This is a genomic window from Methanobacterium congolense (genome assembly GCF_900095295.1).
In the GTDB taxonomy this organism is placed as follows: domain Archaea; phylum Methanobacteriota; class Methanobacteria; order Methanobacteriales; family Methanobacteriaceae; genus Methanobacterium_C; species Methanobacterium_C congolense.
Window position 1 is genome coordinate 1,545,272 of sequence record NZ_LT607756.1, and the last position, 26,879, is coordinate 1,572,150.

A 26,879-nucleotide genomic window follows, 5' to 3' on the forward strand; every position below is an offset into this window, starting at 1 on the left:
CGCCTAATTTTAAATAACATCAAGAAGTTAAATAAAATCAAGAAGATCAATTAAATAACATTAAAAATAAAAGGCCCATTGAAAATTCTAAAAATGTTTTCTAAAAATTTTACACTAAATAAAACAATATTTACACTAAATAAAAGGTTAGACTGGCTATTACTGAATTAAACTATTGTTGAATTAAAAATTAATAATAGAATTATTTAAGGAATTATAGATTTTAATGAATATAAATAATAACACACTTTAAAGGATAAATTCTAAATATACGTGATTATCATGCTTGAAATAACTTTACACGATGGCCCTGCAAGACTTGGAAAATATAATGGTGCTCAAACACCATCAACCCTGAAACCCGATTCATTACCTCTCTTGAAGGATGAACCAATGCCCTACAACGTTCCGAAAGCCCTTGCTGAATGGTCAGTGAATGAGACCGTGAAAAATGCCCGTCAAAGTGGTGAAAATGGAATTGCAGTCATACAAGGGTCGAAGTATCCGGATCTGAGGGTTAAATGTGCCCAGGAACTTGAAGAACTTGGAAACAGTGTTTTTCTGGTTGCAAACTCTGAAGAGCTTATGAGAAGGCCAATGGATCTGGTGGAGATGATGGTAACGTTAAGGGGTGCTCTGAATCCAAATTCAGCCATTTACTTCCCCTTCACAGACGTTTCATTCATTCCACTTCTAGCTTACCTGGGTGCTGACTTCTTCTCAGAGGATTCCTGTAGATTCTACGCAAACCTGGACACAATGCTGACACCTACAGCAGACTATGACACAGATAGTTACAAGATCTATGAAATGGAACCTGAAGAACTTGTAGAATACAACAAAAAATCAATGGACTTCGTTTTAAGAGAGGTTCGCGAGCACATTAAAAATGGAACCCTCAGAAACCTTGTGGAGGAACGCTGCTGCACCTCACCTGAAGCAATGACTGCCCTCAGGATACTAGATAGGGATCATCAGGATTTCCTTGAAAGGTACACTCAGATGTACTGAAGGTCCACGTACCTAAAAAAAGGATCTTTAAAAGAAAGGATCTAAAAGGGGGATCTGAATAAATCTTTTTTTCTTCAATTTTTAGTTGAAAATTAAAATTGAAATTTGAAAAGATGAAAATTTAAAAGGAAACTGATGATCTTTGAATCATTTTTTAAGGGCAGTTACGATGTAATGGTACTCTCCAATCTCGGATGCTTCTTTGATCTGGAATCCATATGGAGATAGTATCTCAGCAACATCTGCAGGACCCAATCTTATTTCATATGGTGGCCCGCGCTGGCTCTGGATCTTCCTGAATTCCACAAGGGAAAAGGTTCCTCCAGGCTTTATAACCCTCTTTATCTCATTCATTACCTCTGGGACTTCACCTTCTGCTGCAAAACCGTGCATAACATTGGCCATAATACCCACATCAATTGAATCATCCTCTAAAGGTAATTTTTGGGTGAGATCTGCAACCTCTGCATTGATGTTGGTTATTCCTTCATCTTGAGCTTCTTTTTTGAGAGAATCTATTGATTTTTCGTAAACATCCAGTGAATGTACTCTTCCTTTTTCTCCAACGAGTTTTGATGCTGCTATTGATATGTATCCGTCCCCACAGCCTGCATCAAGGAAGACATCACCCTTCTTGATTTCAACGTTCTTCAAAACTTCTTCAGCACTGAGTATATCTCTACTTGTTTTACCATGGTGTTTGTGTCCATGTTTATCAGACATTACATCGCCTCACTTACTTTAACATTCACAACTAAAACTAATCCTATTTTTTAAATGTTCCGTTAAATATCTTTTTAAAATTTTATTTTTAATGTCCATAAAATAGTATCCTTAAAAAATGTGAAAATTAAAAATGATTTAAAAAAAATTAAAAAAATAAGGTTTAAAAGCTTATTTTTCAGCTCTAAGTCTTGTCCTAGAGAATAAAAATACTCCAATGACAAATAGTATGGCTGTCAGAACCACACTCATACCAACTTGATATGATATGGCCTCCCATCCACTACCGTAGGTCAGAACTGAGCGTAATGCATTGAGTGTGTGTGTCCAGGGCAGTACATCGTATATCTGGAAGTTCTGGCCCATGAAGTTTCCAATGGTCACCTGGGGCAGCTGGAAGAACGCTCCAACAAGGAAACTCATTGGTACTGTTATGAGGGTTCCAAGATTTGATGCCTGTCTTTCATTCTTTGCAAAGGATGCTATGATCATTCCAAGTGCTATGGATGAAATTCCACCTATTATACCAACTACAACTGCCAGTACTATTGAGTTGATGCTTCCCTGCCAGTGGAATCCAATGGCAATTGCCACTGCAAAGAGTATCACAACCTGGGCCGCTGCAACGAGTGTCCATGGAATTGAACTTCCAAATAGAAGGTCGAATGATTTCATCTTGGACATTTTGAGTCTTTCAAGGGTTCCTGTATTCACTTCCCTTGTCAGGCTTGCTGCAACACTGGTTGCAAGAAGTAGTATTGCAAAGACTATCATTCCAGGTGCAAGGAAGTCGAAACTTGTGAAGGCCTCTGTTCCAGGCATGCCCTCAACCTCAGTCTGGATGAACTGATGGGGCTTGGCTCCAGGTGTTCCCTGGATCCTGTTCTGCACCTCAGTCACAATATCATCCTCATAACCCTGGAACACACCTGTTAAAATTCCCTGAGCTGTTCCAAAGCCCATGTATCCCGTATCTCCTCTGATTATCACCTTTGCTGTGATGTTGTCTGTGGAAGTTCCTGCAGACTGGGTTGATTGAACTGTTGACTGGGCTGATGACTGTGATGAAGTTTGAACTGTTGATTGTGAGGATGTGCTGGACTGTATGGTGTTGGTTATGAGTGCAACACTCGCCTTGGAGAAGTCTTTTGGTATTATGACCTCTGCATCAACATCCCTCTGTTTCAGGAGTTTGTCAGCGTTCTGTTCCGTGGTTTTTGTGATGTTGAACATGTGCACGTCACTGTTCTGGTACTTCACATCCTCAAGTACAGATGTGAGGTTGTTTCCAAAGTTCATGGTTTGGTTGGTGTAGGTTACGGTGGCCCCTTCATCGTAGTTAACAACTGCAATGCTGTGGGGAGTGTTGCTCTGACCCATACCTCCAAATGCAAATCCAAACACCAACATGAAAAACATTGGAAAAAGGAGGATAAAAAAGAGACCCCTTCTGTCCCTTAAAAGTTCTTTTATGTCCTTTGATGCTATGCTTAAAAATTTCATTTCATCACCTGTTACTCCCTCAGTCCTGTGCCTGTGAGTTCTATGAAAACATCTTCCAGTGTGTTCTGACGGACGGATAGGTCTGCTATGCGCACTCCAATTCCTTCAACACTTTCCATTATTCTTGGGAGTTTGGCAACTGCATTCATTGCCCTTATGTTCACCTGGCCGTCAACTTCAAGAACTGCAATGATCTCATCAAGTTTTTCAAGTTCATCCACGAGTTTCCGGTTCTTTTCAGGATCTGAAAGTACCATCTCAACCACATCTCCTTCCCCTATCTCCTTTTTAAGGTTTTCAGGAGTGTCCAGACGCAGCAGTTCTCCATGGTCAATTATTGCTATCCTGTCTGAGAGGCTGTCTGCTTCATCCATGAGGTGTGTTGTGAGTATGACTGTTTTACCCTCATCATCACGGAGTGATTTTATGTAATTCCATAGTACCCTTCGGGATTGTGGATCTAATCCTTCAGAGGGTTCATCAAGTACAACCACTTCTGGTTCGTGGATGACTGCCATTGCAAGGTTTAACCTGCGTTTCATACCTCCAGATAAATTTGAAACCGTTGTGTTTGCTTTTTCCTCAAGGAAAAGGTCCTTCAGGAGATTGTTTATGCGCTGTTTCAGAGCATCCTTTGGTACCTCGTACATGTCACCCATGAGTTTAAGGCTTTCCCTGCAGGTTAAGTTTTCCCATAAAACCAGTTCCTGGGGACAGATTCCAATTTTACCCCTCTCAACATCATCTATTTTCGCTCCGTTTATGAGAATTTCACCGCTTGTGGGCTTTAAAAGTCCAACCATCATTCTGATGGACGTTGTTTTGCCTGCCCCATTGGGGCCTAGAAATCCAAAAACCTCTCCTTTACGGATCTTCAGGTTCAGATCCTTTACTGCCACAAAATCTCCATAGTTTTTACGGAGATTTTTGACTTCCATACTGTATTCCATGTCTTTACCATCCTTCTTATGATATTAATTATGACTATTGCTTAACTTTTTAATCTTATAAATTCCAATCTTTATACTCTTCTATTTTGTTTTCTATTCATTTAAATCAAGTAATCCCTTAAATTCTTTTAGATTCCTTTAGAACCTCCATGATTTTGATTCAAATCCCCTCATTTTCTTAGATTCCCAATGTGGATTTAGTGTACAATGACTGACATAGTGTCATTTAATGACATGGTGTCATTTACTATATAAAGATATCCATTGAAAAAGCAAATTCTCAAAATTAATGTAAATAATGTATTGAAAGTCTAAAAAATGCACTTTTAAGATTAAAGGAGAGATTAAACAAATGATTACATCACAAAATCATTCGCATCACATAGTTCCAGATATCCTCTGAAAATTGTTCAGTGCTTACACCGTTGATTTCAAGCATATTTTTGATATCTGGAGGCATATTGTCCAAACCATTCATTATGATCATCAAAAGTGCGATGAGTTCAGTGGGATCCACGTCTGATCGGATTGTTCCCTCATTTATGGCCAATTTTATAGAATCTCTAAGGAGGTTTAATATTTCACCACGCAGATCAAGGATCTCATTCATGTATTCTACAGAAGAAAGCCATGGTACTGGAATATCTGAAACTAATTTTCCATCTTCTAAATCCATTTTAAATTCATCATAATATTCTTTCATGGAATTCCTGAAATTTTCTTCCTGTTCAGCCACGCTTCGGTCATGAAAGTCGAATCTTCCTGAGAGGAAGTGGTTGATTGCCTGGAAGTAGTGTGGATAATCCTCTGAAAACCTTTGATAGGCATCTTTAAAACCCATAAGTTTTTCAGTAGCTTTTTCCCCCTTATCAACACCAGATTTTACTAGAATATTAAATATCACTGATCCACGAAACACGATGGCAAAGAAGATATCTTCCTTGTTTTCGAAGTAAAGGTAAAGAGTTGATCTACCCAGATCCACTTCCCGAGCTATGCTGTCCAGTGAAACCCCATCATAACCTTTGGAGAAAAACAATTTCTCTGCGGCCTTCAATATTTCATTTCTCCGCTTTTCTTTCTTTCTGTCCATCCGTTTTATCTTCGACATCGTATCCCATTGAAGTTATCTACAATTGTTATTATTTGAAAAAGTTCAGATTTTTATTTAACTCTGCAATTCATACTCCACAATCCATAAATTCGTCTCAGGTGAAGTGATAAAATGCGAGTTGTATGGTTAGAACTCTTCATGATCCTAAATCAATATAATATAATCCCTTATTTAATAAATAAATCTACTAAAAATCAAGATTGAGATTCTATAAGATGCGAAGATTAAAGAGGAAACTCCTCTTGGATCATGATTTAATAGAATTTCAAGAGGGAGTACTAAATATTAGTATATTCAAAGATGCATGTCAAAGAGTGTATGAATAATGAGTTACATAATATACACCATTGATGTGTGGGGTGGGAATGTGATAGACAAGATCGAGATCAACATGATGAATGGGGTTGTTCACAACTTCAAGCGGGGAGAATTTGGAGTTGAATCCATAGAAATAGATGATACAAGGGGTTTTATTGAAATAAGTTATGGTGAACATGAAATGGGAAGTAAAATGGTCATCATTCCCCTTCAAAACGTTGAAAAGTGTGAATTCACAGAGAAATATGGAAGTCGTGGCACACATGAAGTGGGAGGTTACGTGGGTTAAATAATTATAAACAATAGGGCTAACTATCTTTCTAGGAATAACTCATTTTCAAATCATTTTTCAAAAATTCTAAATCATGAAGTTAAAGAGTAGTTCGTAATGATTAATTCATTTAGCTTACCCCGTTTAGATCCATCACAGTTTATATTACGCTTTGCAGGTACAGAATCAATTTTATAACTTCTGTATAATCTATCAAAGAATTTGTCGTTGGGATTTTCGTTTTTTGGATCTGAGTTACTCATCATCAAATAAGCACCCTTATCATCCATTCTTTCGAAGAAATCAGCTAACTTTATCTGATCAACATCATCAAACCCGTTTTTTGAATAGGCTGTGAAGTTTGAAGTGCTGTTGAGTGGTCGGTATGGTGGATCGAAGTAAACAAAACTGCCTTCTTCTATGTAACTCCCTGATCTTGTGAAATCAGAACAGAAAATCTCAGTGTCATCCAATGCTTTACTTACACCAATGAGATTTTCCTCGTTACATACACGGGGATTTTTGTAACGACCAAATGGAACGTTAAATTCTCCTTTTTTGTTTTGACGAAAAAGTCCGTTGAAACAGGTCCTATTGAGAAAAATAATGTAGGCCGCACGCTCAACCCATTCTTTACTGTAGTGTTCATAGTCAAATCCCTGCATCTGAAGGTTATATGCATCTCTTATCCTATAATAATTTTCTTTACGACCCTTCTCATCCTTACTAAGGTGCTCTTCTTCCATTTCCAGCAATACATTAATTAAAGCACTGCAATCTCTTTTCACAACCTGATAAGATAGTATGAGTTCAGGGTTTACATCGAAGAGAAAGGATTCCTCAACACGGTAATTACGCTTCAAAAAGAAGAACATGGCCCCCCCACCAACAAAAGGTTCAACATAACGTTTGATAACCCTTTCACCCTTTATGTGTAGGGGCATCCTTTTATCAAACTCATGGAGGAGCTGTTTTTTCCCACCAACCCATTTTAAGAATGGTTTTACATACAACACTTCCACATTTGAAGGTTTCATTGATTTTACATCCATTTAAAAACTCCGGGTTAATCAGTGCCCCAAAATCAATTCTGATACAGGATTTTAGAGGGGGTATCTGAAAAAATATTTTCATCCAAACATTTTATAAATCTATTTTTTATCAGAGATTCTTATAAATCCTCTTCAAGAATTTCCGGGGGTGCACCGCCAAGTACAACCAGGGCCTCGGCCTCCATGAAGTGTAGGTCACCTGGTATCATCAAACAGTGAAGTGGACCACCAAAATCTTCATTTAAAAGTTTTTCAATCTTATCTGCACGCACAACTGGTTTGTCTGCACCTGCCCTGGCAATCACCACGGCCAGAGTATCCCCTGAGATTAAATTTTCCCCTCGTTCAGATTCAACCCTCATGAGGTACTCCAATCCCTGGTTTGCAGTCATGTACCTGTCTTCATGCGCTCTGATATCAAGGAGCACGAGTGTGTGAAGTTTAGAGTCCATATTTTCCTTCACCGCCAGGTATGGTGAGTGTGGAAAGTAGTTTTCCTCTGGAAATGGAATGGTTGTTACTTTCCCAAATTTGTAGGCTTGTAAACCTGCAATTCCCGGTGCTGCAGAGAGTATGGAAGATGAATGAATTACACGGGTTTTTATTCCCTTTTTTCTGGCTTCGATCATGAGATCTGAATGTGTTGTTGCTATCAGAGGGTCACCTGCACTTACAAATGCAACATCCTTTTTTTCAGCTTCTTTCAATGGTATGTTCTCCTCTTCAACCTGTTCCCTTGTTAAAATGGTTATTTCAACTCCCAGCATCTCTTCAAGGGTAGATATGTTGGTTCCAAAGAGTCTTGCAGTGTAAAACTCAGCGTAAATTGTATCAACATTTTTAAGGGCTTCGGCACCCTTCATGGAGATATCTCCTGCATCGTAAAGTCCCAGTCCAATAAAGTAAAGCATCAAATCACCTTTTCATCCTTTTTTAAAATCGATAAATTTTATAATGGCACACAATCAATCTAATTATATCTAAACTTTATATCAATAATCCAATATTAAATATTTAGATTTTTTATAAGTTTTAAAATCATGATAATGATTAAGAGAAGAAGTGTTTTAAATGGATTGATTGAAATAATCAAATTTGACCGAAGTATCAAATCTTAATCTTTTCAACTAAAAACTGTTCAATTGAGGAAAATTCCATGATCGGCCTGAAAGTTCCCAAACAAAATGCAGATAAAATCCGCAGAATGCTCCTTAAAGAGTCTACCATAGATCTTGACTGGAAAATAAAGCGTTCTGGAGAATTCGTTTTCATACCCCTTGTGAAAATCCCAACAGAACAATTAATGGATTTAATTGGAGAAGGAGTATGCTGCAATTTAGAACTTGTTGAAACTGAGTTTGAATCCCAGAGGAGGGAGCCTAAGAGTTTCACAGATTACCTCAAGGGAAAAATTGACCCTGAAAAGATGGATGAAATCAAAAAATCCTTCGACATCATTGGGGATGTTGTGATACTGGAGGTACCCGAGGATCTTGAGGATGAAAGATACTTGATAGGTGAGGCTGCACTTAAATTCACAGGCAGAAAGGCAGTTTTCCGTAAAAAGAGTGAGATAAAGGGCATCATCAGGACCAGAGAGCTGGAACATCTTGCAGGGGATGATTCCTCAGAGACCGTGCACAGGGAATTCGGGTGCAGGTTCATGCTGGACATGCGCAAGGTTTATTTCAGTCCCAGACTCGCCACAGAACGCAGAAGAATTGGTGACCAGGTTGTGGATGGTGAAACCATACTGGACATGTTTGCAGGGGTTGCTCCATTCTCCATTGCCATTGCAAAACGGCACAATGTAACCGTATACGCCATTGACATCAACGAAGATGCCTACTACTACATGATGAGGAACGTTGAAATCAACAAGCTCAAAGGAGAGGTTAAACCATTCCTTGGGGACGTTGAGAAGGTACTGAGTTACCTGAAGGTTGAGGCAGACCGGATCATAATGAACCTTCCCGGGACAGCATGGCAGTTCCTTCCTCAGGCTGTTAAGGCCCTTAAACCTGGTGGAACACTTCATTACTACGAGTTCGCCTCAGACTATGACACCCCAATTGAGAGGATAGTGGAAACAGCATATCCACGTAAGGTTGAGATTCTGGGTAAGAGGAAGGTTAAATCCAAGAGTCCTGGTGTCTGGCACATGGGAATTGATGCAAGGATATTTTAAGAGTGGGTTTAATTGAGGTAACTAAAACTTTGAAAACCTCACATCCTTTTATATCATTATAAATCATATTCTAATCTTTAATTTTAAAAAAAATGAGATATTCAAATTTTAATTTTATAAAATTTCTATTGGATGAAAAAGGATTAAAAAGTGGTTGGATTATAAAAGTTTTATAAGGGCCCCACAATCCCGTCTTCAGTTATGATTCCTGTTATGAGGTCTGAAGGGACAACATCAAATGCAGGATTCTCAACTTCCGTTCCTTCAGGTGCAAGACTGCACTTTCCAACGTACAGAACCTCTGAAGGATCCCTCTCCTCTATCTCAATGTCATAGATACTGTTTTCATAGTCAAAGGTGCTTTTGGGTGCTGCTACATAGAATGGTACGTTGAATCTTTTGGCTGCAAGTGCAACCATGAGCGATCCTATCTTGTTGGCAACACCTCCCTTTGCAACCCTGTCTGCACCTATAACAACCTTGTCAACCTTTCCTGTCTGCATCATGTGGCCTGCTGCACCATCCACTATCAATCTTACAGGTATCTTTTCCTGCTGCATTTCAAAGACACTGAGCCTTGCTCCCTGGAGTACTGGACGTGTTTCATCACATATCACCTTGATGTTCTTGCCTGCATCCCTTGCTCCCCTAACAACTCCCAGTGCTGTGCCGTAGTCAACACATGCCAGTGCACCTGCATTGCAGTGGGTGAGGATGGTGTCACCATCATCTATCACCTCAGATCCGTACCTTCCAATGGCCCTGTTTGTCTCCATGTCTTCCTGATACATCTTCTGGGCTTCGTCCATGGCTGAAACTCCAGCTTTCACTGCAGCCATCACCCTGTCAACTGCCCAGAAGAGGTTCACTGCCGTGGGCCTTGCAGCTTTAACATCCCTTGCTGCTTTTTCCAGGTTTTCACCTGCATTTTCTGCAAGTGCCATTGCAAATGCTGCTGAAACACCTATTGCTGGTGCTCCTCTGACCTTCATGGTTTTTATTGCATCTATAACCTCGTTGTAGGTTTCACATTCCACGTAGGTGACCTCGTGGGGCAGTTTTGTCTGATCTAAAAGCGTTAATTTTCCATCCTTCCAGTACATGGTCTTCATTTTCATCACTTTGATAACATTTGAATTTAATTTTTAAAATAAGGTTAATAAAAAGATAAGGATATAAAAAAAATGTTTATGAGGTTTTAAATAAATATTTTTCCCATATACTAATTTTCACTATTAATCATGTTAAGTTTTCATTATCAATCAGGTTACTCATCAGTAATGGCTTGCAGGCGTCATGTCCAGGTGTTTGTCCTCTTTTCCGGGGACACCGTATGCATCTGCCCTGCACTGTGTGCATGCTCTGAATACTGGCAGTATTTCCTCAACAGCATCTCGGACTTCGCTGAGCTCTGCACAGCCGGGTCTTGGTGTGTCCTTGAACTTATGGAGTGGGATGAGTGGTATCACGTTCATTAGTGATGCTCCCTGTTCCTTGACCTTGAGGGCTATGTCTATGATGTGTTTATCGTTAACACCGGGTATCAGAACCGCGTTGACCTTCACAACCACTCCCTTTTCAGCTAGCTTTTTTATTCCTTCAAGCTGGTTTTTGGAGAGTATTTCAAAGGCTTCTTTGCCCTCATAGAGTTTTCCATTGTAGAACACGTTGGAGTAGATTTTACTACCAATTTCTGGGTCTATTGCATTGACTGTTACTGTCACTGAGTTTATGTGGAGATCTGCAATTTCATCTGCTTTATCTGGGAGGAGAAGACCGTTGGTGCTCATGCATTTTATGAGTTCTGGGAATTCCTCGTCCATGCGTTTGAAGAATTCAAAGGTTGCCTCGTTGAAGAGGGCATCTCCAGGCCCTGCAACACCAACAACTGCTATTGGCATTTCTGAGGTGACCTTTCTAACGTGTTTCACTGCCTCGTCAACAGTCATAACCCTTGATGCAACTCCAGGGCGTTGTTCACATTTATTTATTTCCCTTGTACAAAATCCACATTGAATGTTACACTTCGGAGCTATTGGGACGTGTATTCTTCCTACTTTGTCATGCATCTTTTCATTGAAACATGGATGCACCCGGGTTATATGGGCAAACTTTGATTCGTTCATTTTTTAGTTCCTCCATTGGGAATTGAATTGAAAGATTGGTCCAATTTAAATTTACGATTCATCACTTCTTTAAAAGATTTATTTAAAGATCATTTATTTGGATTTAAAGGATCATTTATTGTGGTAATTATTTAAGTTATCCTTCAATTTATTTATATTTTGTTCAATAAAAGTTTCATTCATGATTTATGGACTTCTTCGGAACAGGATGAATAAATATGAATAAATTTACTTCACAAATCCGTTACGATTTTATATTAAGCCCATTTAAATGATACTGAAGGAATATGAATTTAGATCTATCCTTTCATTTTCTCTATCATCTCATCTGTCTTATCAAGCCACTCTTTCTTAATTAAACTATCTGAACATGTCATTGCAATGATATCCTCGACATATTTATGTTCTATAACCCTGAAGCCCTCAGGAATTATTCTGAACATTGCATCGTATATCTTCTTCTTCATATCTTCCTGGGGATCAACGATGATCATTTCCTTGAAATCTGCCTTGGGATCATCTATTATGACCTCATACCTGCTTGGCTGGTGTACCTTGTTTCTTCCCTCAACATCCCAGAGTTTCTTTAGGAGATCCGGGAGGTAGGTTTCATCGGTGATTCGTATGAAGAGTTCGTTGGCCTTTTTGTCAAGTTCGTACTCTGCAAAGTCTTCAAGACGAATTGGTGTTGCTGCCTTTTCAAATTTAACAACTATTATGAAAACAGGTTCCCTTGGGTCAACGTAGATGTTTAAATCTTTCACTGCACGGGAAACCTGTACTTCCTGGAGTATGTGTCTGGTGATCATCTCGTAGACTTCTGCCCCGTTTTCATCGTAGCATTCAACCTTCATTTTTATGGCCTCATTTCTTGGTTAAACCTGATACCAGAAGTGCTGCACCTACAGCTCCAATGTGCTGGGAGTGTTCTGGGACTATAACATCTATTCCACCTAGTATCGTACTCACAGCATCCACGAGTCCTCCTATGAGTGAGGTTCCTCCGACCTGTATGAGTGGTTCACGCACGTCTATTTCCTGCAGTTGCTGTTCGTAGACCTGCTCTGCCACTGAGAAACATGCTGCTGAGGCCACATCCGCTTTTTGTGCTCCTGCTGCAAGTGAGGTTACAAGGTCCTGTATACCGAATACTATACAGTAACTGTTGAGCTGGGCTCTGTTATGGTTTCCCTTGAGTGCCAGGGGTCCAAGTTCTGTTATGTCAACTCCCAGTCTTCTGGCTGTCATTTCAAGGAATCTTCCAGATGCTCCTGCACATATTCCACCCATTGTGAAGTTGTCAGGTATGCCGTCGTTGACTGTTATGACCTTGTTGTCCATACCACCTATGTCCAGTACAGTTGCTTCTCCCCTCTGGTGGCCTGCAAGGAACACTGCACCCTTAGCGTTGACACTTAGCTCCTCCTGGATGAGTGCCGCATTCATGTGGTGTCCTATGGTCAATCTTCCATAACCGGTTACTCCAACTCCGTCAACATCATCGAGTTTGTATCCTGTGCCTTCAAAGGCCTGTTCCATTCCAGTGTTGGCTGTTTCAATAACATCCCCTGTTGGGAGCCATCCTGTTCCTATGATCTTGTTGTTCTCCATGAGCACGACCTTGGTTGTGGTTGAACCAGAGTCTATACCTATGGTGAGTCCTTCCTGTTTTTCACGTGCAAGCAGGCTCTTCCTTGCAACGATGGTTGAGAGGGCTTCCATCCTTATGAAGAGTTCGTCTGCCTTGGTTCTCTCTGTGAATGAGTAGGTTACAACTGGAAGGTTAGTGTTCTGCTGTATGAAACGTCTGATTTCATTTCTGACAAGGGCTCCCTCTGCACATCTGAAGCAGGTTGCAATGAAAACTGCATCTGCATCTGTTTTTCCCTCTACAATGGACATAGCCCTTGCTATCATGAGTCTGATTCCTGAACTTGCAGCGTTGAAACCGAATTTTTCGTAGGCCTCATCTATGTAGTCAAGATCTGCTTCTGGAATGATTATCTCGGATCCGAATGTTGCAGCTGCCTTTTCTATTTCCTTTTGAACACCGCTGTAGTCTGTTCCACAGGATATCTGAGCTATCTTAACCATTTTTTTCCTCCAGACCGTCTAAAAATGTGTTTATCTTGTTAACAACTTCTATTGTTTCTTCCCTTGTTTTTGGATATTTGAGTTCCAGGGTTGGTATTCCCCTTTTTCTGAGGCAGAACATTGAAAGTTCGTTGGTTCTTGCACAGCCTATGCATCCAAATCCAAAGGGTGCATCTTCCATTATTATGGCTGCCTCTGCTTCATCTATCAATGGACCGAATATTGCCATTCTACCCCTGACGCCAGAGGGCACCTCTATGGCTGCGTATTTAAGACCCTTTACAGGTTCTTCCTCGGTTATGTTCAGTGGTGGTGAATCAATTTCAACGTCAGTTACTTTTTTCCTTATTTCCTTCTGCAGTACCAGGGGTTCGTGTCCCTTCCTCTCAACGAGGTCTGCTAATATGAGTGAATTGGGTGGAAATACTGCTATCTTCAATAGAACTCCCCCTTGGACATTTCTGGTTTTATCTCTCCAGGTCTTCTGGTTATATGCATTATATCACTGTAAATTCCTTTTGTTATATCAACAACACCTATCGCACAGATAACTTCTCCTTCTTCCTTTAAAGGAACAACCAGTACAGGCATGCCCTTGTAAGGACCTGTTTTAGGTGTTTCCTGGGATTTTTTCCCAGTTTGCAGGACTTTTTCAAGTACGGGGCCAGTGTAGTGATCATCAACAACATCACCATCTTCTATACGAACACCCAGTTCATTTTTTGTTCGCATGGTTACTGGAAGTCCATTTGCTACTTCATGGATTGCCATGGCCATGGCAGTTATATCCAATGCCGTTGATGAAGCTGTTATTTTCATTTTTCACACTCCTTACAAACTTTTTTAAAGAGTTCAACAGGTACCTTCTTGGGTTTTTCCACACAGACCTCTCTTGGATTTTTAAGGGCCTCACTCACATAGTCAAGCAGTTCAAATTCCTTTTCAAGCTGGTGGTATCCTTCCCTTGCAGCTCCCCTTTTGGCCCTGCATCTTCTTGGGTCTCCAGGTGGAAATCCCCTGTCTTTGGTGAATATGTTGCAGTAATCAAGTTTTCTTATCTTTTCAACTGCCTCTTTAACGTACTTCTCTTCACCGTTAACTATGGCTCCGTAGCAGGTTGATTTTATGGTCAGAGGAAGTTCCATCATGTGAAGCTTTCCAACAAGCTCTGTCTGGCTTATACTTGCAGATGGCCCCAGTATAATCATTCTGGTGACCTTGGAACTTTCAGGGTTCTCTGAATTTTCAGTAAGAACTTCAGATTTAGGATCGACCTCAGAGTTTTTTTGTTGTGACATAAACAATCTCTCCATCCTTAACTTTTTCAAGACTTTCCATTCCCCTTAGGATATTCCCCACAATATTCGTTCCTCCAAAGGGTTCTCCTGTTGGTCCAAATTCATCGTTATCCTCAAATCGGACGCCAAGCATCCCAATGTGGCGTCTGGACATGTTGGTCAAACCTATCTGTCCAGCCTTAACACAGTCCACTGGAACGTTTTCTGGTATGAGTCCCTTGGATTGTTTGTTGTCTCCCTCGAACATCATCACCTTCATTCCAGGGAAGGCGAAGTGAACCTTAAGGGATCCCACTGGTGAATCAAGAAGTCCCGTGATCTTCTTGAAGTACCATGATGATCTTGGAGCTTTTTCATCAAATTCCATTTGTAAGATGTTCTCCTTTGGAACTGCAAAGGTTTTAAGTTTCTTCTGACCCACTATATCCATTGTGAACATGGGATCCTGTCCCACAACTATGGCATCATCATCTGTGAGGCCTTCACGAACCTGTTCCACCCCATTGGCTGATAAAAAGTCTTCTGCATCACTCTGGGTCATTGAAAGAGTCATTATACGATCCACATCTGTTTTTAACGTTATGTAATCTCCGTACTGCACCATGTCAACGAGTTGCATTCCACTTTTAACCTTTCCAACAACTGTGTGGCTTGGGGTTGAAACCCTGTCCTCCCTGTAGATGTAGATACGTCCAACACCCACACCCCTGTTTCTAAGGGTTACGGTTCCCCTTCTTCTCTGATCCACGTATTCAGGATTTCTTTCAAGCCCCTGTAAGCCGTAGAATCCAACAAATGAATCTGATTCATAATCAACAGTGAGTTTTTCCTTTTCCAGAACTGCGAAAAGGTGTTCAACTGATTCTGGAGATTTATCTGTGGTTTTTATGAGTACGTGTGTGAAAACTTCGTTTCCATCTGCAAGGGGGGTGTTGAGGTCTGTGATGGTTGCACTCTTCACTGTGCTCTCCCTTTCAAGCACTGGTTTAACTTCCCCTACATGATCATCATCAGTGAGTTCCATTATGGTCTTTTTACCACCAACAACCCTTGCAAAAACTCCTTTATTCTCTGCAGGAGCACCGTAAACTGCATCATGCTTTGTTTTGCTGAATATTATGTGGGTTGAGTCTGCTGTGAATCCTGAAAGACTTAAAATAACATCCCATCTATTGTATTTGTACTCCTCCCTGCTGGGTGTGAGATCGGTTTTTACAGGGCCAAGCGAAACTTCGTTCGATGTTGTCCATCTTATTCTGAGGTTTTCAAATTCCTTGTAGTGCTGCTTCCATGTTTCCACAAGGTTTTTGGAAGCTTCAGGCAGGAGTTCTATTATGATGCTTCCCTTATTCGTTTTGATGCTGTATTTATTCACGTGTCTTTCAATTTCTTCCTTGCCCTTTATGACTCCGAGCACACAGCCCTCAATGTAGGGTGCACCTGAAGAGTTTATTGCATCCATTACTGTTGACCCGTCGGGAAGTTCCACATCTTCCCCATTGACCTTTACAAGCATACGATCGCCTCACAAGACATTTATATTATCAATTCATCAGTAATTTTTAAGATCTCTCTTAAGATCTTTTTTCTTTGATCCCCATTATTCTATCCTTACTGAAATCAAAAACCACTTCTTCCTCATCAGCATGGGTTAAATAAAGTTTTTTATCATGAATGATTTCACCTGCAACCTTTGAGGTGATGTTCACGTCTTCAAGCATTCCAATGGTTTCATCAACATTTTCTTCACGAGCCGTTAGTACAAAACCGGATCCAGGGTAAAGTTTGAGCCATTCATCCCATGGTACAGCATCGTTCCGAGGTATGTTTTCAACTTCAACCCTTGCACCAGCACCTGATGCTTCAAGAAGCATCCCAAGGGTTCCAATAGCTCCAGGGTTACTTATATCTTTTCCTGCAGTTACAAGGTGCTTTTTAGCAATTTCGTTCATTACTTTAATCTGTGCCTGTACGAGTTCAGGTGTTTTGAAGGTTGTTGTGTCCCAGTTCAGTGGAAATTTGGGGTGCTGTTTACCGTCAAGATCTATTGCAAATATGACCTTGTCACCCACACTTGCTCCGCAGCTTGTTATTGGATCATCCCGTCCAACTATACCTGTTATTGAAACATCAAGGGCATTGTATGGCGTGTCTGGGTGGAAGTGTCCTCCAACCATTGGCACTCCGAACTTCTCAACACCATCATTTATCCCGTCCATTATTTCCTTGCATATCTTTTTGTTGCTCATTGAAAGGACGTTTGTCATTCCCATTGGTATTCCACCCATTGCTGCAATGTCATTGACGTTGACAAGCACTGAGCAGTAGCCTGTCCACCAGGGATCTGCTTCCATGAGTTTTCCCCACATACCGTCTGCCGCCATCAAAAGCAGGGTGTCATTTCCAATGTCTATTGCAGATGCATCATCCCCAAAACCCAGCAAAGTCCTTCCAGCTATGTTGTAGGTTTTATTAAGAGGTTTTGTAACATCCTTTATCAAATTCTTACGAGTGATACCTTCAAAATTTCTTAGAGAATCAACGAGAGATTTTAAATCCAAATTGTGTGCCCCCGATTGTATTGAACTAGATGATTTGATTTTTAGGATTTAACTTAGCAATCCTTCTCAATCAACGTTTTATAATGAATTTATTTAATAACAACTCTTATTTTTACGAATCTTATTTTTTTATCGATGCCATGAATCAGTGTTTGGAATCAATATTTTTTTTCTGTAACTGGTGATTTTTATTTGATTAAATAATATGGATATTATTTTTATCTAGATTAATTTATCCCAAGTACATCTTAAATAATTTTATCATTTGAATTTCCAGAACCTTATCTCATTTCATCTCAAATTATTTATTGAAAAAAATAATGGGTTAGAAGATTTGTATTTGGAAGCTTATCTCCAGTTGAGTGAATCCATCCAAGCCAGGAATTACTCATAATTACAGAAGATTATAATATCTCGTAGGAACTGGTTGTATCCTTTACAATTTCCATTATCTTCCCTTTAAAATCTTCAATATCATTTATTTCAATGGTTTTTTGGGAATTGAAAAGTTTTGAAAATATTTTTTTACCTACGATGTCATCCCAACCACTTTCAAGTTCAACAACCATAGATCCGGGGGTTTTGAATCCCTGCTCAACCACCTTGTCCAGATCCCCATCTGTGATGCCAACGATTGGAACGTTGAATCTGTAGAGTATGTCTGCAGCAACCAGTGTCGTATCATCCCCAACCGTCACAACAAGGTCAGAATCCTTCAAACTGTAAACATCCTCTGCAGCATGATCAAGGTAGGTAACTATCAACTTAGGTATGGTTTTATCAGATTTCAGCACCCTTGGCTTGACCCTGGATCTTCTTAGGAGTCCTGTTTTGACTATGGCACCTTCAAGATCGATCTTACCCAGTTTCTCAACACCATGTTCTTTAACCTCCCCACCAATTATACGGGTTAAAACACCGTTTTCAGCAACCAAGATGATTTCAGATGATTTTGACCTCCCAACAACCGTACCGTTGATAAATATGTTCTCATCTGGAGAAACACCTGCAACCCTTCTTCTGACCTCGGTGTTTTTCTCATGGGTTTTTAGGGTGCATCTGGTTTTATCCTTCATTTCCATTATTATGGATTCGGGGGTTACAGTTTTAAGGCCTAAAACACCTGCTACTTCCAATGCAAGATCTGAAAGCTCAGGATCCCATGGCACAACACTGCCGTCAGGCTCTCCAGGCCGCTCTACCTGTATAACTGGAATATGTGAGTTGGAATCGTGGCTTTTGGCCCTTTTTGAAACCTTGTATCCAAAGGCATGCCCTGTTACACTTGATTTTCCATAATCAAGTAAGAATATAACGTCCACCCCTTCATCAAGGAACCTTTGGATGGACTGACTTGGAAGAAGTTTTTGGCGGATATCTATTTTAGTCTCAAGCTGGGCATCAATAACAGCAGTTCTGCCCATTGTACCGCCCAATCTCGCCTTCACTTCACCGTATCTTCCTAAAATATCCATTATTTTTTCTGCATATCCTGAATCCAACATCTGTGGTCCGTGAACTACTACTCCGATCTTCATCAAGATACCACTTAGGATTGTGGGTTTTTATAGGTATCTATTGTAATGATTTGGAGTGATGATTTAGATATTCTGATGATTTGAAGTAATGTTTTGGATATTCTGATATTATTAAGTATCCAAAATGATTCATTTAAAAACAGTTCTGTTTGGATCCAAGTCCTTGGAAATAACTGTGATATCACTCACAAATGAATTTTTTTTAAAAAAAAGTGAAATTGTGTTTTTTTTCAGAGTTGAGTAAACTCCTGAGGGATGTTGAAACCAGTTTTTCCACACTTATGAAATGATTTTGAAGAGGAAAACCATCATGAATTACGGCTTTTTAACACGTTTTCTTATGATTCTGGAGCCACATATTTCACATTCCTCCATAGCGTACTCAGGAGGATACTTCTTTTTACATCCCTTACATATCTTCACCCAACCAATCACATCTTTTATTCCTTTAGTTAAAACACTTCTATATGGCATTTTAATGATTTTAAGGATGTTTTGCATTGAGTAGTCATCGGTTACAAGTGTTGGGTCATATCCTTCATTTTTAAGCGTGATCGCAAGGGCTACAATATCTTTATCAACTTCTGAAAGTCTTAAAATATCTCCAGATTCATTTAAAACTGTTTCTAATCTTTTAAGAGCAGCAGGATCTGGATCCTTAATTTCAATGCATCCTTCCTCAATAGCAGATTGGAGCAATATTTTTGACTTTAAATCCTTAATTTCAGATATAACATCGGGCGTTGTGAAATTAGCAGATTTTTTTGAGTAAAATCCACCTATTATGGCTGATGCATCCAGAACAAATATCTTATTTTTCATATGGTTACTGTTATCTTCCTTAAGGTATTTATATTAACTGTATCCCAACAGGAAGTAGTTAAAATATAAAATACATGTTTTAATTCGTTTTATTCTTATTTTGAGTGATTTAAGTCCTCTGTTTAAATCTCAAGGCCTTGGGTTCAAAAGGTTTTTATGTTATGAAAACTATAAATTAGCGTTGAGGGAGGGCAAAATTAGACTCCTCTTAATTTTTTCGCAAAGAAATTAACCGCCTCCGATTTGGACCTAATGCCCTCCCCATCATTTATAATACTAAAAATCCTTTTTTTGAAGTTTTTACATTTGAGTATTACCTTTAAGATTTGAGATCTGGGAAAGGAGGATATATAAAACATATCAACACTCAAAATGGTAATATGATCAATTCATTTCTTTGCTACCAGTGCTTCAGTATCAGGAGTTTATTCTCTAAAAACTCAGTTTAAACATATCAAACAGAAAATACTGAATTTTTAGTGGTTTTTTATAAAAATGAAGTTATTTAAATTAGTTAGATAGATCGTTGTTACCTACTACTGATTCACAAATAGTTTATAGAGGTTTTATGAAAAAAGAGTTTAAGCATGGTGAAATGATGAAAAGCGAAAGTATGGAAATCCACAAGAAAAAAGCACCCAAATCTGTTAAAGCTGCAGTTTTAACACTCAGTGATTCTAAGTACCAGGATATGCAGAATTCTAAGGATACTGATCTCTCTGGAAGACTCATAGTAGATTCAATTAAAGAGAAAAACGAAGTTGTTCACTACAAAGTGATACCAGACGATGCTGATCTTCTTGTACCGTCAATCGAAGAGATGATCATGGAACATGGCGCTGAAGTGATAATAACAACAGGCGGAACTGGTATAGGTCCCCGGGACATAACCATTGAAACTTTAGAACCTCTTTTTGAGAAGGAACTCAGGGGTTTCGGAGAAATATTCAGGTATGAATCATATAAAGAACTTGGAACTGGTGTAATCATGAGCAGGGCAACTGCAGGTATTTATAAAAACACCGTGATCGTTTCAATGCCAGGATCTCCAAACGCGGTTAAAACAGGTTTAAAGATAGTTGTACCTGAACTTGGACATCTTGTTAAACATCTGAAGGAATGAACTTATTTAGTTCATATTTGACTCTTTTTAGGTTAATTGAAGTTTTAATTGAAGGATTTCATCGTTGCTAATTGAGTTTGAGTTGAAAAATTTTTTTTGTGACAAAATTCACAAAGATTTTATTCAAAGGTTTTATAACAGTCTAAAATCGTTACATAAAACAGAAACATACTATTTTTAAAAATATGGTGCTTAAAAACCTTTATATACTTAAAAAATAAATTTAAAGTCATAAAAATTATGAGGTGAGATCTTTGCAAAAAATATCAGTTATTTTAATGGTTGCAGTTTTAAGTGCAGTTGTAATGGTACCTATTTTTGCAGATGATATAACACAGGCTCTAAACACCACCAACGCTACGAACATTTCCACCAACAACAGTTCTGTTTCAGATAACAGTACCCTGAACAGCACCAACACCACATTGACCTCACAGCAGCTCCAGACCCTAACAGATACTCAGAGTAAACTCACAGCACTGATAGCCAAAATAGAAAGTTTGAAGGCAACTTACGGAAGCAACACAAAGGCAAAAGGTCTTTTAAATGCATTAGATCAGTTTGAAAGACAGGCTAACAGTTTGAACAGTGAAATAGAAGCATTTAAACAGAATCCAACCATTATAGATGGGCAGATCACGAGCTTTGTAAACAGAGAAGCAGCACTTGAACACAAGGTATCTATTAAAGAGGGATTGCTTCTTAAAATGAGTACAAAAACTGCTAAGACTGTTAAAAACTCAAAGCAAAAACAAACCAATAAAAAACAGAAAAATAATAAAGGACAGAATAATTAATTCCAATTGATTATTCATTTATCCTTTATTTTCATTTATTTTAATGTCCCTTTCTCCAATTATTGAACATTATTTAGTTTATTTATTGAAAATCTTCTATGGATAAAAGAGGTTCTAACTCTATTCCCTTATTTTTAAAGTTCTCCAGAGCACCTTCACTGCGGTCAACCACCACAAAAGCACGTTTTACAATACCTTTGTTGTTTTCAATGGCATCGATTGCCTTTAAAAGGGATTTGCCTGTTGTGGTTACATCTTCAACAAGTACAACTGAATCTCCCTCTTCCAGGTCGCCTTCGATAAGTTTAGACGTCCCATAGCCCTTCTTTTCCTTTCTTATCATAAGCAAAGGCAATTTTGCAGTTAATGAAATGGCTGTGGCAATGGGTACAGCTCCAAGGGCAGGGCCAGCCACTTTATCCACACCAAGTCCCTCAATTTTTTCAGATATTATTTCAGCAACCTTTGAGAGTATTTCTGGGTCTGTGACTGCTCTTTTCATGTCCACGTAGTAATCACTTTCTTTACCTGATGAAAGAGTGAATTTTCCAAATTTAATGACTTCATTTTCCTTTAAAAGAGTTATTAATTCCTTTTTTTTGTCTTCCATTGTTATCTCTCATTAATTTTCTGATGGTCAGGGTTTATCACAGGAAGCATCATAATCTCTTTTCCTTAGTTATGTCCTCTTTAGTCGGGAATTTTCCTCTTCCCCTGCAGGGCTTGCAAATTCCTCTTTCCATATCGTAACAGTTTCCACACACTATCGCTCCGCAAAGGGAACATGTGTACATCTTACCTGCCCTTCCACATATGCTGCAGATGCCTGTTACCTCCACAGGGAACACAACCTTTACATACTGCAAAAAGTGTACTGAAAAATTTTAGAGTGTATAATTCACTCGTTTAGAGTATGTCAAATTCAGTCTCTTCAGTTCCACTTTTAAGGAGTATCTTATCTCCGATCTGTTTCACCATATCATAGGGAACTATTGTTTCACCCTTGGAAATTCCAATACTTTCGGATATTCCACCTTTCCCAAGTACAAATGCCTCAATTGTCCTGTTTTCTATGTCCACTTCAACATCCTTTACCTTTCCAATTATAACTGCAGAACTATCCAGAACTTCCTTTCCAATGATCTCTTCAATTATTCTCATGATATCACCTCTGAACTGAAGTTGCAGATGAAAATATGACGCAAAATAGCACTGCTGCAACTTTTTAACATATCTTTTAAATGTTCTTATTGGTACTTATACTTTCCATACCTTCTAAATTTTTCTATTGGATAAAAAGCATGATGTACTGAACAACGAGTAGTGAAAATATCAAAAAAAACCGAGAACAATAATTGGAGGGTTAGAGATAGTTGGAGGGTTAAAAATAAAAATTGCAGTATCCCTTGATAGAAATATCTCTTTAGAATATCTCTTTATAAAAAAATGAATGAAAATTAGGCTGTTTCTTCTTCATCACCTTTATTCCAGTTCAATATACCATAAACTACACATAAAAGAGTTGCAAGTATGCAGAGAATGTAACTGCCCCATATCCATGGATCAGCAATGCCTAAAACCATATTTTCACCTCCAGACCAATTATTTTTGTCCCTTCCATTAAATTCATGGACCCTGTAAAGCTTATTTTAATATTTAAAGGTATGGTATTTGAATTTTACCTAAAGTCCATGAAATTAAAAATTAAATATAATAAAATATATAATTCTTTTAATAAACCGAAGTTTTTGAATCCACCTAAAAAGGTTTTGAATCAATCAAATATGATGAACATTTGAATGAGCTGGAAACATGAAAAAGAACTGGAAACATGAAAAAAAGTTTTTTAAAACTTTCTGGAGCAAATACCTCCCACGATCATGAAAATCCACTGGAGGAATGAAGTTGATCACCAATTTCAAGCAGGTCTTTGAGAAGATAAAAACCCATCCCAAAAAGCAGATATCTGTGGCAGTAGCCCATGATCCAACCGTTATTGAAGCGGTTGTAAAAGCCCACGAACTGGGCATAGCAGATTACATTCTGGTGGGAGACAAAAAACGTATAGTTGAAATATCCAACAATGCTGGATTTCATATTCAAGAAGAGAAGATATTCAATGAACCAAACAATCTCAAGGCCATCCGAAAAGCTGTTGAGCTTGTGAGCAGTAACCGGGCTGACATCCTCATGAAGGGAATGGTTCACACAGATGATTTCCTGCGTGGAGTTCTGGACAGGGATGTGGGCCTGCGAACCGGGAAGATAATGAGCCACATCAACGTTCTTGAAAGTACCACCCTTGGTAGGCTGCTCTTTGTAACTGATGGGGGCATGAACATAAACCCAGATCTTGATACTAAAGCCAGTATAATATTGAATGCCATTTACCTTGCCAACATATTTGAAATTGAAGAACCTAAAGTGGCTGTTACAACTGCTGTTGAGCTTGCGAATCCTAAAATGCCATCAACAATAGATGCGTCAGTTCTTGCAAAGATGAGCCAGAGGGGACAGTTCAGCGGCAAGATCATAGATGGTCCCTTCGCCCTGGACAATGCAATAAGTCCACGTGCTGCAAAACATAAGGGCATCACAGGTCCTGTTGCTGGTAAAGCAGACATAATAATTGTACCCTCAATTGAAGCAGGAAACATGCTTGGAAAGGCCCATGTTTACCTCACAGGTGGAAGTCTCGCAGGTGTTGTTGTTGGGGCCAGTGCTCCAGTTGTGATGACATCCAGGGCAGACACTGCGGAATCTAAACTGAACTCCATTGTCACGGCTGTTCTTATGGCCAACATGGAAAGGACACTGAGCATCAAGTTCGGGAAAGTTCACTACTAATCAAAGGCCATTATATGTGGAGATTAGGTCCCTAAAATACAGTGCATTTGATATAAAGGAAAACATGAAATGAAAGAGGACTTTTGAATTCTAAGTGGATTATTTTTATCTTATATTCATATCTGCCCCTTCTGAAATCGGGTCACACCGCAGCCCCAGTAATATGATTATAAAAATTTAGAAAAGTATATTAAATTAAATTTACAATTCTAAAACGGAAGTTTAAGATTAAAAAATGGGATTTAAGTAGAATCTCTCCAATAAAAGATATTATCCCCGAAAATTGAATGATAGAGATTTTTAGGGAGTTTATTGGATGAAGGGGTTTGAAAAAAGTTTTTTTACAAGGGCGTTAAAAAGGTGATGTTGCCTGTTGACCTGAAACTTCAAGCGTAAAACTTAAAATAGACTTTGAGGCCTATGAATGCAGAATTACAATAAAACAAAAGAATTAAACCATTTTATAATTGTTTTAACATTTTTTTTGATCTTTTTATCCATTTTACCTGTTTATGTAGGTTTAAACAATTCTTCATCCTACCTCTTCTCCAGTTTAGGAATAGTTCTGATCAATTTGCTCACAGTTTCCGTCCTAATTTATGCAACCTACTGGGCATTTAAAAATAGAAGGGAAAGCTGGATACCCTGGCTTTTTATCCTTTTAGGTCAATTGATCTATGCAGTTGCCGAAATGGCCTATTTAATCTTGGCTATCTATCCAAACCTGCAGTTCCTGCACATTGCGAATCAAATATTCATGTTCAATTATCCCTTTTTCATTGCAGGATTGTTTCTGTTCATGAAAAGGCCCTTCAAATTAAATACGAAAAATTTGATTGATCTAACTATTTTAATGCTTGCAGCTTTCTTTTTGATCTGGTTCCTCTTGATAGAACCTTCACTTCAAACTCACAACCTTTCAGCATCCCTTGAAAAAATATTATATTTATTCGTGGATATTTTACTTCTCTTTTCCATATCAACCCTTTTTATAAACAGAAGCCAGAAAATCTCAGATTTAACAGTTTTTCTCTTTTTTGGAACTGTGATTTCGCAGATAATCGGAGATTTAATATTTTCATACAACGCAATCGATCCAAACAGTACTTACACATGGTTTAGCTGTGTTCTGTACATGTTAACCTCTTCATTCACGTTTTTAGCAGCACTTTCCTTTATTAAAAATATTAATTTCAGCGAAAAAACATTGAAATCCATTTACAGATTCATCAGAAGGGAGGAAGGATGGTTATCCTACGTTCCATTCATAGTGGTTCTGGTTACCTACAGTACTCTCTTGTTACTCAAGGATCCAAGCAGGGTTTTAATCATGTGCGTGGGAATACTCGTTGCCCTTGTGGTTATGAGGGAAATCATCTCCATGGATGAGCTTAAAAAAGCCCAGAAAGATTTGAAAAAGAGCAAGGCACTGGTTGAGGAGAGTGAGGCCCAGCTCAGGTTCATATCCTCAAACATGATGGATCTCATAACAGAATCCAACGAAAAATTTGAATTCAAGTTTGTTAGCAATTCTTCACAACCATTCCTGGGTTACACGTCTGATCAAATGTTAGGAAATGTTTTTTTCAATTATATTCATCCAGATGATGTAAATAAAGTTAAAGAAACTGTTAAAAGCGCAATTGAAAACAAATCTATTGCAAGGGTTGATTGCAGGTATATGAAAGCAGATGGGAGCTCTGTTTGGGTTGAGACCATTAAAAAACCCATATTCAATAATGACGAGTTCAAAGGTTTAATATGCAGCAGCAGAGACATCAGCCCTCAGAAGGAGAATGAACAGATAATCAACGATTCCCTGAATGAGAAGGAGATCCTTCTCAGGGAGATACACCACAGGGTTAAAAACAACCTTCAAATAATATCAAGCCTCCTTAACCTCCAAAGCCATTACATAAAAGATAGAGAAACTTTGGATGTTTTAATGGAGAGTCAAAACCGTATCAGAACCATGGCCATAGTGCATGAGGAACTATACAGATCCCCAAACCTCACCAACATAAACTTCAAGGAATACCTGGAAAGGCTTCTTTCAAATTTATTCTATTCTTATGGAGTAAATGGAGAGTTCATTGAAACCAAATTTGATCTTGAAGAGTCCACCATCAGTATAGACACTGCAATACCCTGCGGCCTCATAGTCAACGAACTTGTGACCAACAGCCTGAAGTATGCATTTCCAGATGGTGAAAAGGGCAAAATTGAGGTTTTACTGAGATCATCCCATGAAACCTACACCTTAACAATTTCAGACAACGGCGTTGGATTACCTGAATCTTTTAAACTTGAAAACGCTGAAACATTGGGTTTACAACTGGTTAACAGCTTAGTGAGCCAAATTGGTGGAGATTTAGAACTTAAAAGGAATTTTGGAACAGAGTTTAAAATTAGTTTCACTGAAACGGAGTACAAAAAAAGGGTTTGAATTGAAGGGGGTTTTAATGGAATGCGTTTAAGTTAGGTGGTGGGGCATTTTTAATAGACATCATGATAAAAAAATTAGAGGACAGTAAAAATGTGGA

The 26,879-nt window shown here is 38.8% G+C and carries 28 protein-coding genes; 7 read left to right on the plus strand and 21 right to left on the minus strand.

Going from position 1 to position 26,879, the window contains the following annotated elements:
* The first annotated feature begins 282 nt into the window (after positions 1 to 282).
* Positions 283 to 1,011, plus strand: coding sequence for an archaeosine tRNA-ribosyltransferase (locus MCBB_RS07335; protein ID WP_084789894.1), 729 nt, complete (start codon positions 283 to 285; stop codon positions 1,009 to 1,011).
* 147 nt (positions 1,012 to 1,158) lie between these two features.
* On the opposite strand, the gene MCBB_RS07340 is transcribed toward MCBB_RS07335, so the two are convergent.
* From MCBB_RS07340 to MCBB_RS07355, 4 genes are all read right to left on the minus strand, one after another.
* The gene (locus tag MCBB_RS07340) at positions 1,159 to 1,734 is read right to left on the minus strand and encodes a class I SAM-dependent methyltransferase (RefSeq protein ID WP_071907149.1); all 576 of its coding nucleotides are present in this window, start codon (positions 1,732 to 1,734) and stop codon (positions 1,159 to 1,161) included.
* Positions 1,735 to 1,905: 171 nt separating this feature from the next.
* Positions 1,906 to 3,237 carry an ABC transporter permease gene (locus MCBB_RS07345; RefSeq protein WP_071907150.1) on the minus strand — a complete coding sequence of 444 codons (1,332 nt, stop codon included), beginning with the start codon at positions 3,235 to 3,237 and terminating at the stop codon, positions 1,906 to 1,908.
* Between the two features lie 11 nt (positions 3,238 to 3,248).
* Positions 3,249 to 4,187, minus strand: coding sequence for an ABC transporter ATP-binding protein (locus MCBB_RS07350; RefSeq protein WP_071907151.1), 939 nt, complete (start codon positions 4,185 to 4,187; stop codon positions 3,249 to 3,251).
* Between the two features lie 361 nt (positions 4,188 to 4,548).
* Positions 4,549 to 5,280, minus strand: a complete 732-nt coding sequence (locus tag MCBB_RS07355; protein ID WP_231916333.1) for a TetR/AcrR family transcriptional regulator — start codon at positions 5,278 to 5,280, stop codon at positions 4,549 to 4,551.
* Positions 5,281 to 5,626: 346 nt separating this feature from the next.
* Here MCBB_RS07355 and MCBB_RS07360 point away from each other — a divergent pair, with 346 nt between their 5' ends.
* A complete protein-coding gene (locus MCBB_RS07360) occupies positions 5,627 to 5,908 on the plus strand; it encodes a hypothetical protein (RefSeq protein ID WP_231916334.1) in 282 nt (93 codons plus the stop codon).
* 74 nt (positions 5,909 to 5,982) lie between these two features.
* On the opposite strand, the gene MCBB_RS07365 is transcribed toward MCBB_RS07360, so the two are convergent.
* Together MCBB_RS07365 and dph5 are read right to left on the minus strand one after the other, a co-directional pair.
* A complete protein-coding gene (locus MCBB_RS07365) occupies positions 5,983 to 6,942 on the minus strand; it encodes a DNA adenine methylase (RefSeq protein ID WP_071907153.1) in 960 nt (319 codons plus the stop codon).
* Between the two features lie 119 nt (positions 6,943 to 7,061).
* A complete protein-coding gene (gene dph5 / locus MCBB_RS07370) occupies positions 7,062 to 7,853 on the minus strand; it encodes a diphthine synthase (RefSeq protein WP_071907154.1) in 792 nt (263 codons plus the stop codon).
* Between the two features lie 245 nt (positions 7,854 to 8,098).
* Here dph5 and MCBB_RS07375 point away from each other — a divergent pair, with 245 nt between their 5' ends.
* Complete coding sequence (locus MCBB_RS07375) at positions 8,099 to 9,130, plus strand: class I SAM-dependent methyltransferase (RefSeq protein ID WP_071907155.1); 1,032 nt, start codon at positions 8,099 to 8,101, stop codon at positions 9,128 to 9,130.
* A 170-nt stretch (positions 9,131 to 9,300) separates the two neighbouring features.
* Here MCBB_RS07375 and mtnA read toward each other — a convergent pair whose 3' ends face one another.
* The 11 genes from mtnA to MCBB_RS07430 form a co-directional block, all read right to left on the minus strand.
* Positions 9,301 to 10,242, minus strand: coding sequence for an S-methyl-5-thioribose-1-phosphate isomerase (gene mtnA / locus MCBB_RS07380; RefSeq protein ID WP_071907156.1), 942 nt, complete (start codon positions 10,240 to 10,242; stop codon positions 9,301 to 9,303).
* Positions 10,243 to 10,404: 162 nt separating this feature from the next.
* A complete protein-coding gene (locus tag MCBB_RS07385; RefSeq protein ID WP_071907157.1) occupies positions 10,405 to 11,256 on the minus strand; it encodes a radical SAM protein in 852 nt (283 codons plus the stop codon).
* A 299-nt stretch (positions 11,257 to 11,555) separates the two neighbouring features.
* Positions 11,556 to 12,110: a methanogenesis marker 17 protein gene (locus MCBB_RS07390; protein WP_071907158.1), complete on the minus strand. Its 555-nt coding sequence runs from the start codon at positions 12,108 to 12,110 to the stop codon at positions 11,556 to 11,558.
* Positions 12,111 to 12,120: 10 nt separating this feature from the next.
* On the minus strand, positions 12,121 to 13,350 hold the full coding sequence (locus MCBB_RS07395; protein ID WP_071907159.1) for a methanogenesis marker 15 protein: 1,230 nt from the start codon (positions 13,348 to 13,350) through the stop codon (positions 12,121 to 12,123).
* The gene (locus MCBB_RS07400) at positions 13,343 to 13,789 is read right to left on the minus strand and encodes a methanogenesis marker 5 protein (protein ID WP_071907160.1); all 447 of its coding nucleotides are present in this window, start codon (positions 13,787 to 13,789) and stop codon (positions 13,343 to 13,345) included. The genes MCBB_RS07395 and MCBB_RS07400 overlap by 8 nt, the downstream gene beginning before the upstream one ends.
* A complete protein-coding gene (locus MCBB_RS07405; protein WP_071907161.1) occupies positions 13,786 to 14,169 on the minus strand; it encodes a DUF2111 domain-containing protein in 384 nt (127 codons plus the stop codon). The genes MCBB_RS07400 and MCBB_RS07405 overlap by 4 nt, the downstream gene beginning before the upstream one ends.
* Positions 14,166 to 14,558 carry a methanogenesis marker 6 protein gene (locus tag MCBB_RS07410; protein ID WP_231916437.1) on the minus strand — a complete coding sequence of 131 codons (393 nt, stop codon included), beginning with the start codon at positions 14,556 to 14,558 and terminating at the stop codon, positions 14,166 to 14,168. The genes MCBB_RS07405 and MCBB_RS07410 overlap by 4 nt, the downstream gene beginning before the upstream one ends.
* 67 nt (positions 14,559 to 14,625) lie before the next feature.
* On the minus strand, positions 14,626 to 16,164 hold the full coding sequence (gene mmp3 / locus MCBB_RS07415; RefSeq protein ID WP_071907163.1) for a methyl-coenzyme M reductase-associated protein Mmp3: 1,539 nt from the start codon (positions 16,162 to 16,164) through the stop codon (positions 14,626 to 14,628).
* 58 nt (positions 16,165 to 16,222) lie between these two features.
* Positions 16,223 to 17,209: a methanogenesis marker 2 protein gene (locus MCBB_RS07420; RefSeq protein WP_071907164.1), complete on the minus strand. Its 987-nt coding sequence runs from the start codon at positions 17,207 to 17,209 to the stop codon at positions 16,223 to 16,225.
* 404 nt (positions 17,210 to 17,613) lie between these two features.
* A complete protein-coding gene (locus MCBB_RS07425) occupies positions 17,614 to 18,747 on the minus strand; it encodes a DUF2117 domain-containing protein (protein ID WP_071907165.1) in 1,134 nt (377 codons plus the stop codon).
* Between the two features lie 315 nt (positions 18,748 to 19,062).
* Positions 19,063 to 19,569, minus strand: coding sequence for a PIN domain-containing protein (locus MCBB_RS07430; protein WP_071907166.1), 507 nt, complete (start codon positions 19,567 to 19,569; stop codon positions 19,063 to 19,065).
* Between the two features lie 598 nt (positions 19,570 to 20,167).
* Between MCBB_RS07430 and MCBB_RS07435 the strand changes: the two genes are divergently transcribed.
* Both MCBB_RS07435 and MCBB_RS07440 read left to right on the plus strand, forming a co-directional pair.
* Positions 20,168 to 20,692: a MogA/MoaB family molybdenum cofactor biosynthesis protein gene (locus MCBB_RS07435; protein WP_071908035.1), complete on the plus strand. Its 525-nt coding sequence runs from the start codon at positions 20,168 to 20,170 to the stop codon at positions 20,690 to 20,692.
* Positions 20,693 to 20,946: 254 nt separating this feature from the next.
* A complete protein-coding gene (locus tag MCBB_RS07440) occupies positions 20,947 to 21,489 on the plus strand; it encodes a hypothetical protein (RefSeq protein WP_071907167.1) in 543 nt (180 codons plus the stop codon).
* Between the two features lie 82 nt (positions 21,490 to 21,571).
* On the opposite strand, the gene pyrE is transcribed toward MCBB_RS07440, so the two are convergent.
* From pyrE to MCBB_RS12370, 4 genes are all read right to left on the minus strand, one after another.
* Positions 21,572 to 22,099 (minus strand): orotate phosphoribosyltransferase, encoded by a 528-nt coding sequence (gene pyrE / locus MCBB_RS07445; protein ID WP_171899108.1) that lies wholly within the window; start codon positions 22,097 to 22,099, stop codon positions 21,572 to 21,574.
* 49 nt (positions 22,100 to 22,148) lie between these two features.
* Positions 22,149 to 22,355: a hypothetical protein gene (locus tag MCBB_RS07450; protein WP_231916335.1), complete on the minus strand. Its 207-nt coding sequence runs from the start codon at positions 22,353 to 22,355 to the stop codon at positions 22,149 to 22,151.
* 40 nt (positions 22,356 to 22,395) lie between these two features.
* Positions 22,396 to 22,650, minus strand: coding sequence for a PRC-barrel domain-containing protein (locus tag MCBB_RS07455; protein WP_071907169.1), 255 nt, complete (start codon positions 22,648 to 22,650; stop codon positions 22,396 to 22,398).
* A gap of 296 nt (positions 22,651 to 22,946) precedes the next feature.
* Positions 22,947 to 23,072: a symporter small accessory protein gene (locus tag MCBB_RS12370; protein WP_269454986.1), complete on the minus strand. Its 126-nt coding sequence runs from the start codon at positions 23,070 to 23,072 to the stop codon at positions 22,947 to 22,949.
* A gap of 316 nt (positions 23,073 to 23,388) precedes the next feature.
* Between MCBB_RS12370 and MCBB_RS07460 the strand changes: the two genes are divergently transcribed.
* Complete coding sequence (locus MCBB_RS07460) at positions 23,389 to 24,336, plus strand: phosphate butyryltransferase (protein ID WP_071907170.1); 948 nt, start codon at positions 23,389 to 23,391, stop codon at positions 24,334 to 24,336.
* Positions 24,337 to 24,910: 574 nt separating this feature from the next.
* The gene (locus MCBB_RS07465) at positions 24,911 to 26,782 is read left to right on the plus strand and encodes a sensor histidine kinase (protein WP_171899110.1); all 1,872 of its coding nucleotides are present in this window, start codon (positions 24,911 to 24,913) and stop codon (positions 26,780 to 26,782) included.
* Positions 26,783 to 26,879 lie beyond the last annotated feature (97 nt).

Bases quoted from the DNA above. Each gene is read 5' to 3' on its own strand.
- MCBB_RS07390 (WP_071907158.1), bottom strand. From the start codon at position 12,110: ATGAAGGTTGAATGCTACGATGAAAACGGGGCAGAAGTCTACGAGATG.
- MCBB_RS12370 (WP_269454986.1), bottom strand. From the start codon at position 23,072: ATGGTTTTAGGCATTGCTGATCCATGGATATGGGGCAGTTACATTCTC.
- MCBB_RS07340 (WP_071907149.1), bottom strand. From the start codon at position 1,734: ATGTCTGATAAACATGGACACAAACACCATGGTAAAACAAGTAGAGAT.
- MCBB_RS07405 (WP_071907161.1), bottom strand. From the start codon at position 14,169: ATGAAAATAACAGCTTCATCAACGGCATTGGATATAACTGCCATGGCC.
- pyrE (WP_171899108.1), bottom strand. From the start codon at position 22,099: ATGGAAGACAAAAAAAAGGAATTAATAACTCTTTTAAAGGAAAATGAA.
- mtnA (WP_071907156.1), bottom strand. From the start codon at position 10,242: ATGAAGACCATGTACTGGAAGGATGGAAAATTAACGCTTTTAGATCAG.
- MCBB_RS07345 (WP_071907150.1), bottom strand. From the start codon at position 3,237: ATGAAATTTTTAAGCATAGCATCAAAGGACATAAAAGAACTTTTAAGG.
- MCBB_RS07335 (WP_084789894.1), top strand. From the start codon at position 283: ATGCTTGAAATAACTTTACACGATGGCCCTGCAAGACTTGGAAAATAT.
- dph5 (WP_071907154.1), bottom strand. From the start codon at position 7,853: ATGCTTTACTTTATTGGACTGGGACTTTACGATGCAGGAGATATCTCC.
- MCBB_RS07410 (WP_231916437.1), bottom strand. From the start codon at position 14,558: ATGATTATACTGGGGCCATCTGCAAGTATAAGCCAGACAGAGCTTGTT.
- MCBB_RS07430 (WP_071907166.1), bottom strand. From the start codon at position 19,569: ATGAAAAATAAGATATTTGTTCTGGATGCATCAGCCATAATAGGTGGA.
- MCBB_RS07425 (WP_071907165.1), bottom strand. From the start codon at position 18,747: ATGAAGATCGGAGTAGTAGTTCACGGACCACAGATGTTGGATTCAGGA.
- MCBB_RS07365 (WP_071907153.1), bottom strand. From the start codon at position 6,942: ATGGATGTAAAATCAATGAAACCTTCAAATGTGGAAGTGTTGTATGTA.
- MCBB_RS07375 (WP_071907155.1), top strand. From the start codon at position 8,099: ATGATCGGCCTGAAAGTTCCCAAACAAAATGCAGATAAAATCCGCAGA.
- MCBB_RS07385 (WP_071907157.1), bottom strand. From the start codon at position 11,256: ATGAACGAATCAAAGTTTGCCCATATAACCCGGGTGCATCCATGTTTC.
- MCBB_RS07435 (WP_071908035.1), top strand. From the start codon at position 20,168: ATGAAAAGCGAAAGTATGGAAATCCACAAGAAAAAAGCACCCAAATCT.
- MCBB_RS07395 (WP_071907159.1), bottom strand. From the start codon at position 13,350: ATGGTTAAGATAGCTCAGATATCCTGTGGAACAGACTACAGCGGTGTT.
- MCBB_RS07350 (WP_071907151.1), bottom strand. From the start codon at position 4,187: ATGGAATACAGTATGGAAGTCAAAAATCTCCGTAAAAACTATGGAGAT.
- MCBB_RS07460 (WP_071907170.1), top strand. From the start codon at position 23,389: ATGAAGTTGATCACCAATTTCAAGCAGGTCTTTGAGAAGATAAAAACC.
- MCBB_RS07455 (WP_071907169.1), bottom strand. From the start codon at position 22,650: ATGAGAATAATTGAAGAGATCATTGGAAAGGAAGTTCTGGATAGTTCT.
- mmp3 (WP_071907163.1), bottom strand. From the start codon at position 16,164: ATGCTTGTAAAGGTCAATGGGGAAGATGTGGAACTTCCCGACGGGTCA.
- MCBB_RS07360 (WP_231916334.1), top strand. From the start codon at position 5,627: ATGAGTTACATAATATACACCATTGATGTGTGGGGTGGGAATGTGATA.
- MCBB_RS07355 (WP_231916333.1), bottom strand. From the start codon at position 5,280: ATGGACAGAAAGAAAGAAAAGCGGAGAAATGAAATATTGAAGGCCGCA.